We start from the raw sequence: 16,648 nt of genomic DNA, 5'->3' as shown, positions 1-16,648 counted from the left end.
CATCCGAAAACTTCACGACAATAAGGGCAAAGGCCTGCTTTCCACGAAGATGATCAAATTGGAGATCAAGATGCTTCGTCGCACCACGGGACTCGTCATCGCGACCTGTTCGCTCATCGCGTCAACCACGCAAGGAACTGCACAGCCCTTCGACACAAGCGAGGGTTGGAGCGCTCAGGCGACACTCTATGGCTGGCTACCCGTCATTTCGGGAGCCCAACAGGGCTTGGATGGTGAGCCGGTGCTCGACCTCAAGCAGGATGATATCCTGTCCCGGCTCGATATGGCGTTCATGGGAACGGCTGAGTTGAGACGGGATAAATGGGGCCTGTTAGCAGATCTGGTCTATATCGACCTCAGCCATGATGCGGACTGGTTGGGTAACCGCTTGACGATCTCAACAGAGACAAAGGTAAAGATGGTCACATTGGCCGCGGCCTATCGCTGGCATGAGGACGCACGCAGCAGCGCAGATATCTATGCAGGCGCACGGTATTTCGACGTCGACATGGATTTTGGCAGCGCAACCGATTTGCGTGAACGAGAGTCGGACGCCCAGATATCATGGACAGATGGAATCATCGGCCTGCGCGGGGAAACCAAACTGAATGAACGGTGGTCTTTCCGGAGCTTTCTGGATGTCGGGGGCTTCGACAGTTCCTCTGACCTGAGTTGGCAGGTCTATGGTGGTGGCAATTACGCTATCAGCGAGAACTGGGATGCGGCCTTCGGCTATCGCTATCTGTCGATTGTCAAAGAAGGCGATCGCAACGCCAAGCTGGATATCGACGTCCATGGGCCCGTCATCGGCATTGCCTATAAATTCTAGGTAAAGAGGTAATCTCGTGCAGGGAAGTGCGAGGCCATTCTCCCAACGAACTGGTCAATGCTCTCTCGGCCCTAAAAATGTCGGCAATCTCATTCGTTACGAGCTACCCACTTCTGGAGCAGGCACGCCAGTGACGCAGAGCAATGTGTCCAGAATAGATCAAATTCTTATTAGCAACTGGCAATGGAGTCTTTTCCCATGTTCCGACTATGGCCTTTAACCATCGCTGCGGCTTGCATATTGGCGTCGCCGCTACGGGCGCAGGATACGGCGGCGATCCCCCCTTCGCTGGTCACGCCCGATGTCGTCGAAACGTCGCGCGGAACGTTCAACTTCACCGACGGCGTGCCGAGCGAAGAAACGGCGAAGGCGCTCTACGATCAGCTCGACTTCACCTATGCCTATCGTGCCTACATGGATGCCATGCAGGGGGTCAGCATCCACTCGCTCCGCCGTGGTATGGAGGACATGGGCATCAAGAAGAACGAGGTGCTGGTTTTTTCGGAATTGATGGACGCGAAATCGCTGTTCCTGACGCCGAATGCCGACACGATCTACGTCATGGGCTGGATTGACCTCAGCGACGGCCCGGTGGTGATCGAGTCCCCGCCCGATTTCCTTGGCATCGTGCAAGACGCCTGGTTCAACTGGGTGACCGATATGGGCAGCCCGGGACCAGACCGTGGAATGGGCGGCAAGTATCTGCTCGTCCCGCCGGGATATGATGGCCCTCTGCCCCAGGGCGGATATTTCGTCGCACACGCCAGTACAAATAGTATCCTCTGGTTCGGTCGCTCGTTCCTGAAGGAAGGTAGCGATCCCAAGCCGTCCGTCGAGGTGATCAAGGCATCGACCAAGGTCTATCCGTTTAAGCCAGGTGGGGTCGGAACTTCGATCGCAGAGTTTCTGAAGGGCGATGTCCATCTTGGGAAGATCTCCGAACCGCCCGCGACCGTCTTCCACGAAGGGACGGGCATGGTCATGAACACGCTCCCGCCATCCGACTGGAGCTATTTCGAGCTTCTGAACGAGGTGGTACAGAGCGAACCCGCCACCGCGCTCGACGTCGAACTGATGGGGCCGATCGCAGCCCTCGGTATAGTCAAGGACAAGCCCTTCGAGCCGGATGAGCGCATGAAGGGGATCATGACGGACGCAGTCGCCGTGGCGAACGCCGCGTCGCGCAACCTTCTCATGAACCCGCGTGACCCGGACTGGTTCTATTATCCGGACTCGTCCTGGTACAATATGCTCTTCAAGAGCGGCTTCGAGTTTGAAACGCCAATTCCCGAAATCACGGCAGAAGGTGCAAAGCCGTTCCCAGCGACCGGTTACCGGCAGATGGATGCCCGCACGGCCTTCTTCTACGGCATTACCGGGATCACGCCTGCCATGGCCATGCGGCTGACAGGGATCGGTTCGCAATACCTCATCACCGCCAAGGATGCTGACCGAAACTATTTCGACGGGTCGAAGACCTACAAGGTTACGCTGCCGAAAGATATCCCGCAGGCGAACTTCTGGTCGCTGACGGTCTACGACAACATGACACGTTCCATGCTGGACACGCCGCAGCGCTACCCGCGCGCCGGCAGCCAGAGTTACCCGTCGCCCGCAGCCGAGGCCAATGCCGACGGCTCGACGACAATCTACTTCTCCTCAACGCAGCCGGAGGGTGTGCCACGCGGCAACTGGATCCAGACCGACCCCGAAAAGGGCTGGTTCGTTTGCCTGAGACTCTACAGCCCGCTGGAGCCATTCTTCGACAAGTCATGGCGCATTAGCGAGATCGAACTCGTGCAGTGAGGTAAATCCCGAAGGTAGCAGGCGGCGGCATGGTCATGGCTGAGCGGCAGCAATGGGGATTGCACGTGCGAAAGGCTGCGAACGCTCGATGCGGACATAGCGGACGTTCGCGAAGCTGCAGCAGCCAACCCTGCAGTTGCATCTTCGGCGGCAGCGATGTGGGACATTGCTACGGTGGGTTGTTTTCGCCTCCTCCTCGACCGGTCTCTGCTCGTCTGGCCGAATTGATGGGCGTTGTCCCCACCTGGTGGTAATCTTACCTCGCCAGCTGCTCTACTATCGGCCCACCAGAGTGACCACATCCATGGGAGTCATATCAGATGTGGAGGCCCCAGATGTTCAGGAATCTCTCTCTTGTCGCATTGGTTTTCTCTGTTGCGACGGGATCGGCTCTTGCAGATAGCAAACCGCTGTCTCCGGGCCATGTCCAAGAGGCTGCGATCATGGGTCTCAACCCGCATGTCTTCAGTCGCATGGATATCGCACAGATCGCAGCTGAAACGACCTGCCGCGACCAGTATGAACGGATGCGGTATATTCTTCAGAAGAAGGAAAAGGCTGGAGAGGAGATCTCTAATCCTTTCACCTCGAGCCGATGGCTGTCGCCTGGTGGATGCATGAGGCGAGGTGGCGTGAGCTTTGGCATAGGCTTCTGAAATACGGTGTTTGCGGTCCACCCGGACGGACGAGTTGGCGGCCGCTCAGGAGTAGTTCGCCGGGCACGGCTATGCGGACGAAGCGGACATTCGACGGCCGAGATATTTCCCTCGGTCTGCATCGAGTTTCGTCGACGATAGCGGGCCTCAGCGGTGGCGCGCCACAAAATCCTGCAAGGAGACCTGTTCTAGGATAGAGGGCGGGATGGTTTCCCGCCCACTCGTTTTCCGAGGCTGCTTACGGCGTGACGATATTGAACCAGAACTCGAACTTGTCGAGGTAGGAGACAAGCTCGGTCAGTTTTGCAGCGTCGCCGGTGACCTTGACCTCGCCCCCGGTCGTGGCCTGATCCAGCGTCTCCTCGCCCAGCATGATCTTGTTCAACGCAGCGCGCGGCATGGTCACGGTGGCTCCCGCGTCATCGGCCTGAATGTCCTTGGTGTGGTTCAGGACGCCGTTCTCAAGCTCGACCAAGTATTTGCCATCCGCGCCGAAGTCGAAGTTCAGCTTGATGTTGGCATCACCCGCCTTCTCGCTGTCCAGGCGCACGCCCGCATAGTCGAAAATCATTTCAAGCGACATGGCCTCGATCGTGTCGGGACTTGCGGTGTTGGGCGTCGGAAGCTCGGCCACGCCCTTGCGCAGTTCCTGCGCCCCCGACAGATAGAAGTTGCGCCAAGGGCCGGATTCGGCCTGATAGCCCAGCTGTTCCAGCGCGTCGGCGGTCAGGTCCTTGGCCGCCTGGTTGTCCGGATCGGCGAACACGACCTTGTTCATGACTTCGGCCACCCAGCGGAAGTTGCCGGCATCGTAGTCGGCCTTGGCCTTTTCCATGACGGCATCCGCGCCGCCCATGTATTCCACGAACTTCTTGGCGCCTTCGACTGGCGGCAGCTCGTGCAGGGTCGATGGGTTGCCGTCGAACCAGCCCAGATACAGCACATAGGTCGCCGCCACGTCGTGATAGATCGAACCATAGTAACCACGGCTCGCCCAGAACTTGTCCAGCACCGGAGGCAGTTTGAAGTTCTCGGCGATCTCGCGCATGGTCATGCCCTTGTTGACCATGTTGAGCGTGGTGTCGTTGATGTAGCGATACAGGTCGCGCTGTTTTTCCAGCAGTTCGACGACGTTGTCGTTGCCCCAAGTCGGCCAGTGGTGCTGCGCGAAAAGCACCTCGGCGTCATCGCCCCACATCACCAGGGCCTCGTTCAGGTATTTCGACCAGGGCAGCGGCTCACGGATCTTGGCACCGCGCAGCGAATAGGTGTTGTGCAGCGTATGGGTCGCGTCTTCGGATGCTTCGATCGCCTTGTAGTCCTCGACATACCACAGCATTTCCGAGGGCGCTTCCGAGCCGGGCGCCATCAGGAACTCATAGGTCAGGCCGTCGATGGTTTCCTTCTGCCCGGTCTTGGTGATGATATCGGTGGGCGGAATAAGCGTGACGGTCCCTGCCGAGGTCGTAGTGCCAAGCCCTGCGCCGACCTGACCCTTTTCGTCCGGCGGCAGCAGGTTGCCATACATGTAGCTGGCTCGGCGGCTCATCGCGGTGCCGGCAAAGACGTTCTCGGCCACGGCTGCCTCCAGGAAGCCTTCCGGGGCATAGATCTTGGTCTTGCCGCTCGCCACGTCCTCGTCGCTGGTGACGCCGCGCACGCCGCCGTAATGGTCGACATGGCTATGGGTATAGATCACGGCCTTGACGGGCTTTTCCCCGCGGGTCTTGTAATAAAGGTCCAACGCGATCTTGGCGGTCTCGGCAGACACCAGCGGGTCGACGATCGTGATGCCTTCCTTGCCCTCGATGATGGTCATGTTCGACAGGTCAAGGTTGCGGACCTGATAGATTCCGTCCTTCACTACCTCGAACAGACCGCTGATGTTGATTAACTGGGACTGACGCCACAAGCTAGGGTTTACCGTCGGCGGCGCTTCAGAGCCTTCCTCAATGAAGCCGTATTTGCCCGGATCCCAGATCAGGGCACCTTCTGCTGTCTTGATCATTTCCGGCGGCAGATCCGCGAGCTTACCGCGATTGGCATCCTCGAAGTCGGTCTTGTCGTCGAAGGGCAGGTAATCGAGGAGTCTCGCATTGGTCGAAACGGTGGTGTCGGTTGCGTCCTTTCGGGGATCATCTTGTGCTGATGCCGGTAGGGCCAAGGCTGCAAGAATAGTTGCAGAAGTCAGTAAGCGTTGCGCGATCGGCATATTTTTCACCTGATATTCTCAACGGGCGCCCGTCTTAGGCGGATGGGGCGACTAGTCTGAAAGACGCACGCACAATCCGGTTCCACTCCTCTTGACGGCAAGTCTGATTCGATCTGTGGTCTGCGCGAGCATAGCTTGCCATGAAGAAAGCAAAAAATTCATCTGAGGGGATTGGATGCGACGGCGCGACACACCCGGCAATGCGATCCGACTGGATCGCGCCATCGACCTGCTGTCACGCTCCGGTTGGTTCGGGCAGCGTTCGACAGAATGCCGCGCTTTGATCGCGAGTATCGCTCGGCTCAAAGTATTCGAGACCGGGGCAACGCTCTACGCTGTGGGTGATGAGCCGAATGGTATCTTTGGCCTGGTCGACGGAGCACTTGATATTTCAGTGCCGCGTGCCGACGGAAACGACTTTACGTTTCACAAGGCCGATCCGGGCTTCTGGGTAGGTGATCTCGCATTGATGTCATCGGCTAGACGCCTTGTTTCCGTCCATGCAGCGTCTGACGCCACGGTTGTTCATCTGGACGTGGACGAGATCCTTGCACTGGTGAAATCCCATCCAGCGCTTCTCCACGATTTCTATGCGCTCACCTACGAAAACTTCGCGACCACTTTTTTCCTCCTGGCCAATATTTCCATCGCCTCATCGGAATCCCGCGTAGCACTGCGGCTACTCATGCACTTGGAACATGCGCCGGATCCGGACGGTTGGGTCGAAATATCCCAAGCGAAGCTGGGGGAACTCGTTGCGTTGTCACAACCGACATTGCAGAGGGTCTTGAGGAGAATGCGAGATCTCGCCTGTGTTGAACTCGGCTATGGAAAGATACGGGTTACCAACCGAGCACAACTGCTCGCCTTGTGCGGCGATAACTCAGTGCTCCATCCCTTCGAATCTGAACTAGGTGGATAGCTTAGGAAAGTGTCTTCGGACCGACCGTCCGGTAAGGGCTCGAATTAGCCAGTCGGCGGTCCGTTGTCGGGCGCGTGACAGGGCATAGTATTCTCGGCATGGGCGAGGAGCCGCAGTCTCATATTCGGGCTATCAAGGCTTTCGCAGCCTTCCTGCGACATTCGCCGGACACGGCCAGGCCCGAAGCCGCCTTCGGCCGAGGCGCCGTTGTCGCCGACGATATAGATGATCATCGCGTTGTCGGCGCCCGGCAGCATCTTGACGTAGTCGAGCACGGGCCCCACCTCGTAATCGACCTGCTCGCCATAGGCCGCGAAGACCTCCATCATGCGCGCGGAAAGCCGCTTCTCGCCGTCGGTCAGGCTGTCCCAGGCAGACAGGCTGGCAGGGCAGGGCGTCAGCTCAGCATTCTCGAGGATGATCCCGCGTTCCTTCGGGCGCTCGAAGGTCTCTTCGCGATAGACATTCCAGCCCATGTCGAACACGCCCTAGAACTTGTCGATCAGCTCCTTCGGGGCCTGATGCGAGGCATAGGTCGCGGCGGGGGGGAGATAGGCAATCCAAGGAGCTGCTCATTATTAGAACGCTGCTCTGGTATTGATTTTCTACCGGGTCATTCCCAAATGCAAAAGTGCAACGTTATTTCCCTGTGCATCCTGTCTCCCCCTCGGCTTCAGTCTGCGTTTTGATCTGACTGTGCCCGGTCGCCGCATGTTGCGGGTGACACACCAGACAGGAGATCTCACGATGGCCAAAGGCACCGTGAAATGGTTCAACGCCGAAAAAGGGTTCGGCTTCATTGCCCCGGAAAGCGGCGGCAAGGACATCTTCGTTCACATATCGGCGCTTGAGCGCGCCGGAATTGGCCGTCTCAATGACGGTCAGGCCGTGACGTTCGAGGTCGAGACTTCGCGTGATGGCCGCGAATCCGCGCGCGACCTCGCCCTCTCCTAAGTGGCTCGCCCCCAAGGCGCTTCGGTTCGGCCGCTCATGGCCGGGCCAAACCTGTGGAGGCTTTGAATGCCACCCAAGGACAAATCGCAGAGTCTGTTCCTCGCAACAACACCCATGACTGCGATGGAGCGAACCACTTCTCAGGCCCGGCTCATCGTCGACGAGCAGAACACGAGGCGGGCCGAATTGACGGCCAGTCTACGGGCCCAACGTCTTGCCAAGGAAGCTGACAACGCGGTCCCAAACGCGTCAAAGCCGCAAAGAAGCAGACCTGCCAAAAAGAATTAAACGGGCCTGTATAGCCAGAACCCGCGCAATCCGTGTCCGATTTCGGGTATGGAAGGCGCGGGATTTTGTCCGGTGCGAAACAACTTCCCAAGTTATCGAATTCAGAAAGCTAGAATGCCCAACAGAAGATCCATCCGACGAAAGGCCAATCAAAAGCAGCAGGACAAGCGCCGCTTAGCCGTCATGTATACTAACAAGCGGGAAGAATCTGCTAGGTCCCCATTGCCGGTTGGCCAGAAACTAGACTCTAGAGCGCATCGCGAGCTTTGAACTCCGGTTTGATCGTGCCCCGGGGCGTGGTGCAGTAACGCTTACCGAAGCAAGAAAGGTCGGCCAACTGCGCCTGTCCAACCCTGCTCGTGCCGCAGGACAGCATTCGTCGAGGCGGTCGCTCAGAGACCTTGCAAGCAGTTAGCGCAGCGGCCGAGCATAGCACCTCAACGGGAGATTCGTCACGAAGCATCCATGTCGCATGCGTCAGGTTATGGCTTCGCCATTAGCAAAAAGGCCGCCCCTAAGGGCGGCCTTCTCTGCCTTGAGGGGCAGGGGGATGATTACATCATGCCGCCCATGCCGCCCATGTCGGGCATGCCGCCGGCCGCAGCTTTGGGCTCGGGCTTCTCGGCGATCATGGCTTCGGTGGTGATCAGCAGACCAGCAACCGACGCCGCGTCTTCCAGCGCGGTGCGCACGACTTTGGCCGGGTCGATGACGCCGAACTTGAACATGTCGCCATATTCTTCGGTCTGGGCGTTGAAGCCGAACGACTTGTCGGTCGACTCGCGGACTTTGCCAGCAACGACAGCGCCGTCGACGCCAGCGTTTTCAGCGATCTGACGCATCGGAGCTTCCAGAGCGCGGCGGACGATGGCGATACCAGCGTCTTGATCCGAGTTCGCACCGGTCAGGCCTTCGAGGACCTTGCCGCCTTGAACCAGAGCAACGCCACCACCGACGACAACACCTTCTTGAACCGCAGCGCGGGTCGCGTTCAGGGCGTCATCAACGCGGTCTTTGCGCTCTTTGACTTCGATTTCGGTCATGCCGCCGACGCGGATGACGGCAACGCCACCGGCCAGTTTGGCAACGCGCTCTTGCAGCTTCTCACGGTCGTAGTCCGAGGTGGTTTCCTCGATCTGCTGACGGATCTGGGCAACGCGGGCTTCGATTTCAGCTTTCTCGCCAGCACCGTCAACGATGGTGGTGTTGTCTTTGCTGATCGAAACTTTCTTCGCACGGCCGAGCATGTCGACGGTGACGTTTTCCAGTTTCATGCCCAGGTCTTCCGAGATGACCTGACCGCCGGTCAGGATCGCGATGTCCTGCAGCATGGCCTTGCGGCGATCGCCGAAGCCCGGAGCCTTGACGGCAGCGATTTTCAGGCCGCCACGCAGCTTGTTGACGACCAGCGTGGCCAGAGCCTCGCCTTCGACGTCTTCAGCGACGATGATCAGCGGCTTTTGCGACTGGATCACTGCTTCCAGCAGCGGGACCATCGGCTGCAGCGACGAGAGTTTTTTCTCGTGCAGCAGGATGTAGGCGTCTTCCAGGTCGGCAATCATCTTGTCGGCGTTGGTGACGAAGTAGGGCGACAGGTAGCCGCGGTCGAACTGCATCCCTTCGACGACTTCGACTTCGGTCTCCATGCCTTTGTTTTCTTCGACGGTGATCACACCCTCGTTGCCAACTTTTTGCATGGCTTCGGCGATTTGCTGGCCGATGAAGGCTTCGCCGTTGGCCGAGATGGTGCCGACTTGGGCGACTTCAGCCGAGTCGTTGACCGGACGCGAAGCCGCTTTGATCGCTTCGACGACTTTGGCGGTCGCGAGGTCGATGCCGCGCTTCAGGTCCATCGGGTTCAGGCCGGCCGCAACCGACTTCATGCCTTCGCGGATGATCGCCTGGGCCAGAACGGTGGCGGTGGTGGTGCCGTCGCCGGCTTCGTCATTGGTGCGCGAAGCGACTTCCCGGACCATCTGGGCGCCCATGTTCTCGAACTTGTCAGCCAGTTCGATCTCTTTGGCGACCGAGACGCCGTCTTTCGTGATGCGCGGAGCGCCGAAGGACTTGTCGATCACGACGTTGCGGCCTTTGGGGCCGAGGGTGACTTTGACGGCATCCGCGAGGATGTTCACGCCTTTGAGCATGCGGTCGCGGGCGTCGGTGCTGAACTTGACGTCTTTAGCAGCCATTCGAATTACTCCTTGGTCTTCTACTTGATCGGGGGAAATGGCCTTCAGGCGGCCTTTTCTGCTGCGACAGGGCTCTCGATGACGCCCAGAATGTCGCTTTCTTTCATGATCAGCAGCTCTTCGCCGTCGACCGTCACTTCGGTGCCCGACCATTTGCCGAACAGGACGCGGTCACCGGCGGAAACTGCCGGTGCGATCAGCTCGCCCGAATCCTTGCGCGCACCTTCGCCGACCGAGACGACTTCGCCTTCGGCGGGTTTTTCTTTCGCGCTATCGGGGATGATCAGGCCGCCCTTGGTTTTATCGTCCGATTGGACGCGACGGACCAGAACCCGGTCGTGGAGTGGTTTGAACGCCATGTTTGTTCTCCTCAATTGGACAAACAGTTTGTAAGGCCCCTCGCCTCAGAGGAAGGGCCGCGCGTGACCCTAGCGGCATCACGTGACAGAAGACCTACTACGCCTCCAGACGGTTTCAAGAGGGCCGGGAAAGATTTTTGTCACTCAGACACACAGACTGCCAACAGCTTGAGGACTCTGAGCAATAGCCTGTGATTCCAGTGCCCTCAAAGGAAGGACAGGCTTGACCTCTCCGGAGGTCAGGCCAAACTTTTCCTATGGGAAGAGTTCGTTCAGACTGATGCCGAGGGGTGCATGACGAACACATATCTCGCCGCTGCCCGTGATCTGGTGATCAAGGGAATGTGCGAAAGCCAGGTCGTTCTGTCCGCGGAGCTGGAATTTCATCTGGCTTCGACGCTCGCACACTACATCGATCACCCCATCATGCCGGACCGCCTGACGCTCCGTTTGCTGGAGATGGTCCAAAGGCGTGCGAGACAGAATGAAACGCGTGAGCTTGGCGACGAATGCCTGATTTCCTGCGCCTTCTTTGCCTCAAGGCTGACGCGCCATGGCGGCACGATCGTCCATTATGCCGGACTGGGACAGAATGCCTATGAGATTGCGGGGATGCCGGATGTGGCACATGGCTTTCCCGACATGCTGGATGTGCTGCAGGCCAGCAGTCCGGTCATCAGCGAACAGCCGCTGAGAGATGAGGACGAGCCACAGGAGGAACGTGCTGTCCTAATCCTGGGGCGGGGGCTCAGGTACTGACGCTATGCGAAATCCGAGGATGCTCGGCCCGGTCTCGTCAGAGTCTGGGACACGGGGCAAGGTCAAAGTTCATCGCGTTGCAGGTTGCCTCAAGATCGCCTGTCTAGGTGACCCAATTTTTCCCGCCAGCACGAGAGCGGATTAATTCAGATCCTCTCCCACCTGTCTCACGCCTCTAAAGATGCTCACGGGTCCAACTCCCGCGCCTTTGTTTCGGCAATCGTCTCGTGCAGCCGGGAATGGGCGGATTGCCATGCATCAAGCGCGCCCACAGCCTGATCGAGCGCCGTTCTGTCCGGCCCTTCAAATTGCGGAGCCGCTTCCTTGACCGCCCAGTAAAGCCGACGAACAACCGGGGTCACGCGCTCGAGCCATGCAAGGGCCTCTTTCAATGTCTGCTCGCTGCCGCCAGGGTCGGAGCTTTCTGCCTCTTGCAGCGCCTGCAGTTCCAGTTCGCTCACACGCAGTGCGAGGGCGTCCATTCGGTCGTTGAACTGACTCTCAAGATGCGCACCTATACCATCCGTCTGCCCGTCCCCATGCAGCGGCTGCTCGTCATGGCCCCCTTTGCTTGTCGACCATGCCTCGTTGGTGGCCGGATCATCCATACCGTTCGTGGCGCGAACCAGCATGTCATACTCGGCCCCGCCTGTTTTTCGTCGCTCGCCTACTCGCGCCCTGTCCTGTAGGAGAGGGCGTTTCTCGACGCTGTCGGTGATATCTTCGGAATCCATTAAATGGACCTCCCTGTTGCCGGGCGAAAGGACACGAACCGGCATTGCTGATGTAAGATGCCTGGGGCGATGCTCCAGAGCAGACAGTTGGTATCTTTGCGATGGCCCGAGATCGAGCGGAACCCGTCGCTAATCAGTTGACCAGACCGCAAACATTGGCAAAACGTGGTCGGCTTTAAGAAGAACCGGAATGGCAGTCTGCTCGCCGTTCACATGCACAAGTCTAATAAGGCTTCCCCGCGCATGTGCGGTAACGCCTTCCAGACGCCATGGTGGTGAGGCATAGGTTTCACGTATCCCACTGAGACAGTTCACGAGTTCGATGTCTTGCCTCATTTTGTTTCCTTCGGGTGAAAGGCTGAAAAGGCGGGGAGGTCGCGACCTCCCCGCCTTGTCCTGTGAGTTATTCATTCAGCACATCGGTGCGGACGGGTAGTCCGAACCTCGCTGCGCCTTTTCTAGAAATGTAGTGTCTGATCGCCCGCAGGAACTGGGAGCGATCAGGCTTTGCTCGACGCCGTCAGCCGCGCTGGTCGCGCTGCTGCTTTTCATGCTCGCCGGGCCGCTCGATTTGATTGCTTTTCTCTCCGTCGCCGCGCTGAGGCATGTCAGGCGCCTCTTGAGTTTGCTGCGGGAGATTTTCCTGTTGGACTGGCTTCTTATGTTCTTGGTCGGCACCCATTGTCGGGTCCTCCATGACACCGCCGGAACATACCGGGGGATACACATAAGCTGGGGCCTTCGGCATTAAATTACATCGGGCGTCGCGGCGAAATCGCGTAGCCCCTAGTTAACGCCCGGAAGAAAGTAAGATCCCGTCATTCGCGACAGCAGCGAAAGACCTTCCTATCACTGCCAAAGGTGTCGGATGTCGGACCTGACTATCCATCGGACGGACCAAGGCGTTACAGCCAATCCCCTCCTCGCATTGCCGCCATTTACATGCACGGCCTACCAACCAGCCGTAGGGCCCTCGCTGAAAAATCACCTCGATCCCGGACTGCGGCCATGAAGTCGAATTCTAAGAAACTGGGTATCTATCCGCAAGGAAAGGTCTAGGCTTTCAAATCCGTCGATTCCCGATGGCAATCCGAAGGAGCAGGCCAATGGCCAAGGGCATGAACAAGCGAAAACGTGACGAAAAGAAGCCCAAGACGGTCAAACCCAAGGTCATCGCGGCTGCACCGAGCACCAAGGACAAAGTGTCCGGATTCGTCTCGGGTAAGCCTAAATGACTGGCGCGCAGGCGCAACCGGCAGAGAAATCCGCGACACACGCTGAAGCAGAACTGCAGATCATTCGAGCAATCCTGACGAATTGCTCTGCCTTGGGTGTCGCGCCAGGCGAAGCAAGAAATCTGGCAGCGCGCGCGATCGCGAACCGGAGACGAGTGCAGGGAAAAGCCTGAGATTGGGTTGTAAAGGTTGCAGAATCCGAGAGAGGGGCCAATCACTGCCGGTATCGTAACCTCGCGCCATTGCCGCCTTTCGCCGCGCAGGAATATCTCTATGATCCGCATCGGGCCGCCACAGTAGGCGCACGCTTTGGGCAGCGCCTGCCGAACTATCTCAACGGCAGCCTCAGGTGCGGCCCGCTGCGCACCGCCTGAACGACTGAACCCGCAATCATGCCGCGGCTGTGGTGCCACAGCGCAGTGGGTAGCTAACCGCCCGCAGGACATGTGACGGTCGAGATTTCTCGGCAACGCGCACGAACGGCAGTTATTGCCAGCTTGCTGCGTTCGCAATGCCGCGCCGCAGTGGTCAGCTCACCGCCCGATCTAGCTCTCGAGGCGCGGTTTCCCGCTGCGCAACGCCTGAACGGCCGCTCTCGCAATCTTTCTGCGGCTGCCATGCCGCATCGTAGTGGTCAGCTTACCGCCCGACCTTGAGAGATATGGGCGAAAGTTGGTGACGCCTGATCAGGCGGCGGCTTGAAGTTGGCGGAGGCCGTCGCGGAACTCAACCCCTTGGATGATTTCCGGCAGGCGGTTCTGGCCATCGAGTTTGCGCCATTTGCGCTGCGCTGACATCATCAGCTTGAAGGCCATGGCCAGCCCGGTTTTGCGGCTAAGGCATCCCTTGGTGCGCTGCGTGCGATGCCGGACGGTAGCGAAGGTGCTTTCAATTGGATTGGACGTCCGGACGTGTTTCCAGTGTTCGGCCGGATAGTCGTAAAAGGTGAGCAGCGCGGAGCGATCCTTGACCAGCTTGGCAACGGCCTTGTCGTATTTCACCCCGTAAGTCTCGACGAAGAAATCAAAGGCGGCGCTGGCCTCGGCCTTGGTTTCGGCTTGCCAGATATCCTGCAGATGAGCCTTGGCCTTGTCCTGCAGCGATTTGGGCAGCGCGTTCAGAACGTTCATGGTCTTATGCACCCAGCAGCGTTGCTCGTGGGTGGAGGCGAAGACCTCGCGGAGTGCGGTCCAGAAGCCAAGAGCGCCGTCTCCGATAGCCAGTTTCGGGTCTTGCTTCAGGCCTCGGCGTTTGAGATCGAGCAGCAACTCGCGCCAGTTCTCGGCGCTCTCGCGGAAGCCGTCGGTCATCGCCAGAAGTTCCTTGCGGCCATATTCATCGGCCCCGACGATCACCAGAACGCATTGCTTTTCTTCGGCCATGCGAGGTTTGAAATAGACCCCGTCGGCCCAGATGTAGAGGAAGCGCCGGTTGCCCAGGTCGCGTTTTTGCCAAGCCTCATAGTCATTCCACCAATCTGCCTTCAGCCGGGTGATCGTCTTGGCGGAAAGACCCGCGGCCTTCGGGCCCAGAAGAGCCGCCAACGCTTCGCTGAAATCGCCGGTGCTGACGCCCTTGAGGTAAAGCCAAGGCAGCAATTCCTCGACCGATTTCGCCTTGCGCAGGTATCGCGGCAGGATGCTGGGCGTGAAGCTGATCTTGTCCTCACCGGGTTTGCGATCCCGCACCCGAGGAACCTTAACGGGCACTGGGCCGATCCCGGTCATGACCTCGCGTTCCGGCAAGTGACCGTGCCGCACCAGCCGCGATCTGCCGTTCTCGAGCTTTTCCTCAGAGAATGCGGCCATCAGCGCCGCCAATTCTGCGTGGATCGCTTGTTCGATCAGCTTGCGCGCGCCGTCACGGATGATGTCGGTGAACGGGTCGGCGCTGAAACCGGATGGATCGGGCAGCTGCGTGATGGTAGTCAATGACATGTGGCGTATCCTTTTCTCTGCTGAGAACTGACGGCGTCTTGAACACCGCCTTGATATGCCACCCTTCAGACCATCACCAACTTTCGCCCATTACTCACCTTGATCATGAGACCACGTTTTCCGCTGCGCGCCGACTGAACGACCGCTCCCGCGGTCTGCCCTGACGATCATGCCGCACCGCAGTGGTCAGCTTACCGCTCGATGGGCCCATGACGGTCCCACTTTCGCTGCGACGCGCACGAAGGATTGCTATCTCACACTGCCGCGGATGCAGTGCCGCGCTGCCGCAAGTCAGCTTTCCGCCCGATGAGCCTGTGACGGTCCAAGTTTCGCTGCGACGCGCACGAATGGCTGCTATCTCAGATTACTGCGGATGCTGTGCCGCACCGCCGAAGGTCGGCTTACCGCCCAACAGGTCGATCGCGGATCAGGTTGCTGGCCGTCAGGCGCACGCGCGCCGACTAGCAATTTGTCGATGCTTGAGCCGCTCGCGTGCAAAAATCCGAGACAGAAACGCCAATCTCATAACCGCCCTGCTTCCCAGGGCCAGAGCGGAGCGCCACGGATGCCAACCCGTCGGACGATGATTTCGCGCGACAGCGCGTCGTCTATCGCCACGAGCGCGACATCCTCTGTCTCGAGCAGCTTGCGCCGCTTTTCTGGATCATCCTCCCAAAGCAACGCTTCTCTCGGGGCGAGCAGCCCTGCCCGCTCGACCATGACTTTCGGATGCGTGTGCAGCCAGCGCAAGAAGGCAATCGCGGGCGGTGTCCTCTCCCAAAGATCGGTCGCGAAACGGACATAGTCCCGTGCCGTATCTGGTTCGGCCAGATTGCTGGCATGCCAGATCCCGAGCGGCAGCGGCTCCGCCATGCCGCAAAGCATTTCCGCGATATAGGGATTGGCGGCAAAGCCGAGCCGCAGGCTGGTCGCGGCCGCGACGTAATTGCTGCGGCCAATTTCGAGCAAGCCGAGCTCGTAATGATAGGGTGGGTATTCCGAGTTCTCTCGAAACACCAGCTCCGCATCTTCAATCCTGCCGGCGCGGAGATAGCTCGATCCGAGCAGCCAGCGCATGCCCTGATGATCATCCGGGTTCCAGCGCTGCATTTCCTCGATCAGGCCAATGGCGTCGCTATGCTGGCGCAAAGCAAAGCTTGAAACTGCCGCACCTTGCGCCGCGCGCAAAAACGGCCGGTTCTCAAGAATGCCCCAAGTGATGGGCCCCTCGAAATCCATGGGAATGGCCGCGCGCCCGATCTCAAGCCCGGCAAGGCAAGCTCCCAAGGCGAGTCTGGTCTTGCCCTGCTCCTGCAGCGCCGCACCGAGATGGGCGTGGCCGTCGATATAGTCCGGCTCACGCGCGACCAAGTCGCGCAAGGCGGAGAGGTATTTGCCGGGCGCAATCCGTCCCCGCCGCCGCTCCTCGAGCAAGGCGTCCAGTTCAGGCGCACCGCGATCTTCGGCGCCGCCGTGATCAAACACCGCCCCATCCGGAAAGACCCTGAGAGTAATCATGCACTGTCCTTGCCTGCTGGCTTTGAGAAATAGGCCTCCAAGAGCGCCCGGGATCGCGCGGCCCCTTCCTGGGTCAGCCAAACGGATTTTGCCTTATTGACCGGATCGCCGATATAGCCCTTGTCGTGCAGACGCTGCAGTACCGCCCAGTCGAAGCCCTTCCAGGCCCGGTGATCGCGATCCAGGGTGAGGAAAAGCAAGGCCAGCGCGCAATCGTCAATCTTGTCCTCATCGATTTCCATTGCCC

The 16,648-nt window shown here is 59.1% G+C and carries 16 protein-coding genes; 7 read left to right on the top strand and 9 right to left on the bottom strand.

Translation table 11 applies throughout. The features are described 5' to 3' along the window. The first annotated feature begins 49 nt into the window (after nucleotides 1–49). The 3 genes from RGQ15_RS18845 to RGQ15_RS18835 all read left to right on the top strand — a co-directional run bounded on the left by RGQ15_RS18845 (nucleotide 50) and on the right by RGQ15_RS18835 (nucleotide 3,291). Nucleotides 50–829: an outer membrane protein gene (locus RGQ15_RS18845; RefSeq protein ID WP_311162316.1), complete on the top strand. Its 780-nt coding sequence runs from the start codon at nucleotides 50–52 to the stop codon at nucleotides 827–829. Between the two features lie 198 nt (nucleotides 830–1,027). Then, a complete protein-coding gene (locus RGQ15_RS18840; protein ID WP_311162315.1) occupies nucleotides 1,028–2,635 on the top strand; it encodes a DUF1254 domain-containing protein in 1,608 nt (535 codons plus the stop codon). Nucleotides 2,636–2,970: 335 nt separating this feature from the next. Further along, on the top strand, nucleotides 2,971–3,291 hold the full coding sequence (locus RGQ15_RS18835) for a hypothetical protein (RefSeq protein ID WP_311162314.1): 321 nt from the start codon (nucleotides 2,971–2,973) through the stop codon (nucleotides 3,289–3,291). A gap of 238 nt (nucleotides 3,292–3,529) precedes the next feature. On the opposite strand, the gene RGQ15_RS18830 is transcribed toward RGQ15_RS18835, so the two are convergent. Further along, nucleotides 3,530–5,503: an alkyl/aryl-sulfatase gene (locus RGQ15_RS18830; RefSeq protein WP_311162313.1), complete on the bottom strand. Its 1,974-nt coding sequence runs from the start codon at nucleotides 5,501–5,503 to the stop codon at nucleotides 3,530–3,532. 175 nt (nucleotides 5,504–5,678) lie between these two features. Between RGQ15_RS18830 and RGQ15_RS18825 the strand changes: the two genes are divergently transcribed. Then, nucleotides 5,679–6,425, top strand: a complete 747-nt coding sequence (locus RGQ15_RS18825; RefSeq protein WP_311162312.1) for a Crp/Fnr family transcriptional regulator — start codon at nucleotides 5,679–5,681, stop codon at nucleotides 6,423–6,425. A gap of 44 nt (nucleotides 6,426–6,469) precedes the next feature. Here RGQ15_RS18825 and RGQ15_RS18820 read toward each other — a convergent pair whose 3' ends face one another. Then, nucleotides 6,470–6,901 carry an alkaline phosphatase family protein gene (locus RGQ15_RS18820; RefSeq protein ID WP_211596481.1) on the bottom strand — a complete coding sequence of 144 codons (432 nt, stop codon included), beginning with the start codon at nucleotides 6,899–6,901 and terminating at the stop codon, nucleotides 6,470–6,472. 271 nt (nucleotides 6,902–7,172) lie between these two features. Here RGQ15_RS18820 and RGQ15_RS18815 point away from each other — a divergent pair, with 271 nt between their 5' ends. Further along, nucleotides 7,173–7,379: a cold-shock protein gene (locus RGQ15_RS18815; RefSeq protein ID WP_311162311.1), complete on the top strand. Its 207-nt coding sequence runs from the start codon at nucleotides 7,173–7,175 to the stop codon at nucleotides 7,377–7,379. Between the two features lie 842 nt (nucleotides 7,380–8,221). On the opposite strand, the gene groL is transcribed toward RGQ15_RS18815, so the two are convergent. Continuing rightward, the gene (gene groL, locus RGQ15_RS18810; protein ID WP_311162310.1) at nucleotides 8,222–9,859 is read right to left on the bottom strand and encodes a chaperonin GroEL; all 1,638 of its coding nucleotides are present in this window, start codon (nucleotides 9,857–9,859) and stop codon (nucleotides 8,222–8,224) included. A 44-nt stretch (nucleotides 9,860–9,903) separates the two neighbouring features. Beyond that, a complete protein-coding gene (locus RGQ15_RS18805; protein WP_155097028.1) occupies nucleotides 9,904–10,218 on the bottom strand; it encodes a co-chaperone GroES in 315 nt (104 codons plus the stop codon). A 294-nt stretch (nucleotides 10,219–10,512) separates the two neighbouring features. Between RGQ15_RS18805 and RGQ15_RS18800 the strand changes: the two genes are divergently transcribed. Then, a complete protein-coding gene (locus RGQ15_RS18800; protein ID WP_311162309.1) occupies nucleotides 10,513–10,977 on the top strand; it encodes a hypothetical protein in 465 nt (154 codons plus the stop codon). 185 nt (nucleotides 10,978–11,162) lie between these two features. Here RGQ15_RS18800 and RGQ15_RS18795 read toward each other — a convergent pair whose 3' ends face one another. Both RGQ15_RS18795 and RGQ15_RS18790 read right to left on the bottom strand, forming a co-directional pair. Beyond that, on the bottom strand, nucleotides 11,163–11,756 hold the full coding sequence (locus RGQ15_RS18795; protein ID WP_311162308.1) for a hypothetical protein: 594 nt from the start codon (nucleotides 11,754–11,756) through the stop codon (nucleotides 11,163–11,165). Between the two features lie 475 nt (nucleotides 11,757–12,231). Next, entirely contained in the window at nucleotides 12,232–12,393 is a 162-nt protein-coding gene (locus RGQ15_RS18790; RefSeq protein ID WP_311162307.1) for a hypothetical protein, read from the bottom strand. Nucleotides 12,394–12,817: 424 nt separating this feature from the next. On the opposite strand from RGQ15_RS18790, the gene RGQ15_RS18785 reads away from it, so the two are divergent. Continuing rightward, nucleotides 12,818–12,946 (top strand): hypothetical protein, encoded by a 129-nt coding sequence (locus RGQ15_RS18785; protein ID WP_281352155.1) that lies wholly within the window; start codon nucleotides 12,818–12,820, stop codon nucleotides 12,944–12,946. Between the two features lie 686 nt (nucleotides 12,947–13,632). On the opposite strand, the gene RGQ15_RS18780 is transcribed toward RGQ15_RS18785, so the two are convergent. The 3 genes from RGQ15_RS18780 to RGQ15_RS18770 all read right to left on the bottom strand — a co-directional run bounded on the left by RGQ15_RS18780 (nucleotide 13,633) and on the right by RGQ15_RS18770 (nucleotide 16,643). Then, nucleotides 13,633–14,883: an IS256 family transposase gene (locus RGQ15_RS18780; protein WP_311162305.1), complete on the bottom strand. Its 1,251-nt coding sequence runs from the start codon at nucleotides 14,881–14,883 to the stop codon at nucleotides 13,633–13,635. A 522-nt stretch (nucleotides 14,884–15,405) separates the two neighbouring features. After that, nucleotides 15,406–16,401: a tetratricopeptide repeat protein gene (locus RGQ15_RS18775; protein ID WP_311162303.1), complete on the bottom strand. Its 996-nt coding sequence runs from the start codon at nucleotides 16,399–16,401 to the stop codon at nucleotides 15,406–15,408. Next, nucleotides 16,398–16,643, bottom strand: a complete 246-nt coding sequence (locus RGQ15_RS18770; RefSeq protein ID WP_311162302.1) for a DUF6429 family protein — start codon at nucleotides 16,641–16,643, stop codon at nucleotides 16,398–16,400. The genes RGQ15_RS18775 and RGQ15_RS18770 overlap by 4 nt, the downstream gene beginning before the upstream one ends. Between the last annotated feature and the right edge of the window lie 5 nt (nucleotides 16,644–16,648).

This window comes from Paracoccus sp. MBLB3053 (genome assembly GCF_031822435.1).
GTDB classification, from domain to species: Bacteria; Pseudomonadota; Alphaproteobacteria; order Rhodobacterales; family Rhodobacteraceae; genus Paracoccus; species Paracoccus aurantius.
This window is presented reverse-complemented; position numbering and strand designations above follow the sequence as displayed.

Coding starts and splice junctions, on each gene's coding strand:
- RGQ15_RS18775 (WP_311162303.1), bottom strand. CDS start 16,401: ATGATTACTCTCAGGGTCTTTCCGGATGGGGCGGTGTTTGATCACGGC.
- RGQ15_RS18785 (WP_281352155.1), top strand. CDS start 12,818: ATGGCCAAGGGCATGAACAAGCGAAAACGTGACGAAAAGAAGCCCAAG.
- RGQ15_RS18825 (WP_311162312.1), top strand. CDS start 5,679: ATGCGACGGCGCGACACACCCGGCAATGCGATCCGACTGGATCGCGCC.
- RGQ15_RS18845 (WP_311162316.1), top strand. CDS start 50: ATGATCAAATTGGAGATCAAGATGCTTCGTCGCACCACGGGACTCGTC.
- groL (WP_311162310.1), bottom strand. CDS start 9,859: ATGGCTGCTAAAGACGTCAAGTTCAGCACCGACGCCCGCGACCGCATG.
- RGQ15_RS18815 (WP_311162311.1), top strand. CDS start 7,173: ATGGCCAAAGGCACCGTGAAATGGTTCAACGCCGAAAAAGGGTTCGGC.
- RGQ15_RS18835 (WP_311162314.1), top strand. CDS start 2,971: ATGTTCAGGAATCTCTCTCTTGTCGCATTGGTTTTCTCTGTTGCGACG.
- RGQ15_RS18805 (WP_155097028.1), bottom strand. CDS start 10,218: ATGGCGTTCAAACCACTCCACGACCGGGTTCTGGTCCGTCGCGTCCAA.
- RGQ15_RS18830 (WP_311162313.1), bottom strand. CDS start 5,503: ATGCCGATCGCGCAACGCTTACTGACTTCTGCAACTATTCTTGCAGCC.
- RGQ15_RS18820 (WP_211596481.1), bottom strand. CDS start 6,901: ATGGGCTGGAATGTCTATCGCGAAGAGACCTTCGAGCGCCCGAAGGAA.
- RGQ15_RS18800 (WP_311162309.1), top strand. CDS start 10,513: ATGACGAACACATATCTCGCCGCTGCCCGTGATCTGGTGATCAAGGGA.
- RGQ15_RS18840 (WP_311162315.1), top strand. CDS start 1,028: ATGTTCCGACTATGGCCTTTAACCATCGCTGCGGCTTGCATATTGGCG.
- RGQ15_RS18770 (WP_311162302.1), bottom strand. CDS start 16,643: ATGGAAATCGATGAGGACAAGATTGACGATTGCGCGCTGGCCTTGCTT.
- RGQ15_RS18780 (WP_311162305.1), bottom strand. CDS start 14,883: ATGTCATTGACTACCATCACGCAGCTGCCCGATCCATCCGGTTTCAGC.
- RGQ15_RS18790 (WP_311162307.1), bottom strand. CDS start 12,393: ATGGGTGCCGACCAAGAACATAAGAAGCCAGTCCAACAGGAAAATCTC.
- RGQ15_RS18795 (WP_311162308.1), bottom strand. CDS start 11,756: ATGCCGGTTCGTGTCCTTTCGCCCGGCAACAGGGAGGTCCATTTAATG.